Genomic DNA, 1,140 nt, shown 5'->3' with positions numbered 1-1,140 from the left:
CGCACGGCGGCCATTCGGACTAGGCTGGGGCCACCTTAGCTAGCGGAGTTGCCATGCGCCTGGCCAGTTTCAACGTCGAAAACATGTTCGACCGCGCCATGGCGCTCAACGGCAGCGACTGGACCGAAGGCAAACCCACGCTGGAGGCCCACAAGGAACTCAACACCTTGTTTGCCAAGCCCCGCTACAGCACGGCCGACAAGCAGCGCATGCTCACGCTGCTGGCCGCACACGGCCTGCTCAAATCCGATGAAGGCCCCATGCTGCTGCTGCGCAAGATCCGGGGCGACTTCATCCTGCGCCCTCGGGTGGGCGATGCCAGCATCGTGGCCACGGGGCGCAAAAGCTGGATTGGCTGGGTCGAGCTGAAGACCGAGCCGGTCAACGAAGTCGCCACCCAGAACACCGCCCGGGTGCTGCACGCCGTGGCCGCCGACCTGCAGGTGGTCATCGAGGCCGAAAACCGCACCACCTTGCGTCTGTTCAACCAGCAGGTGCTGCCCGAGGTGGCGGGCAAGCCGTTTGAGCACGTGATGCTGGTCGATGGCAACGACGAGCGCGGCATCGACGTGGGGCTGCTCACCCGCGCCAAGTACCCCATCGTGTCGATCCGCTCGCATGTGGACGATACGGATGCCAAGGGCCTGATTTTCAGCCGCGACTGCGCCGAATACGAGATCGCCCTGCCCCAGGGAAAGCGCCTGTGGCTGCTGGCCAACCACTTCAAGAGCAAGGGTTTCGGCAACCAGGCCGACAACAACGCCAAGCGCAAACGCCAGGCCCAGCGGGTGCGCGCACTGGTCGATGCCCACCTGCTGGCGGGCGACACGCTGGTGGCCGTGGTGGGTGACCTGAACGAAATCCCCGGCAACGCCCCACTCGACCCGCTGCTGCGCCAGGGCTCGGTGCTGCAAGACATCAGCAGCCACCCGCTGTACGCCAGGGGCGGGCGGGCGGGCACGCACGGCAACTGCACGGCGGCGGCCAAGCTGGACTATATTTTGTTGTCACCCGATCTGTTCGCCCTGGTCCGCGCTGCCGGGGTGGAGCGCCGGGGCATGTGGGGCGGCAAAAACGGCACGCTGTGGCCGCACTTTGCCGAAGTCCGCAGCGCCGATGAGGCTGCTTCGGACCACGCTG

General features: G+C 66.2%; 1 protein-coding gene. It reads left to right on the top strand.

Annotation, left to right across the window (positions count from 1 at the left end):
• Positions 1-53: 53 nt before the first annotated feature.
• The coding region (locus AC097L_RS25600; RefSeq protein ID WP_479589513.1) for an endonuclease/exonuclease/phosphatase family protein at positions 54-1,140 on the top strand (1,087 nt) is incomplete at its 3' end.

Source organism: Rhodoferax sp. RT5P35 (assembly GCF_056521385.1).
Note: the sequence above shows the minus strand (reverse complement) of the source record. Positions and strands in the feature narration are given on the sequence as shown.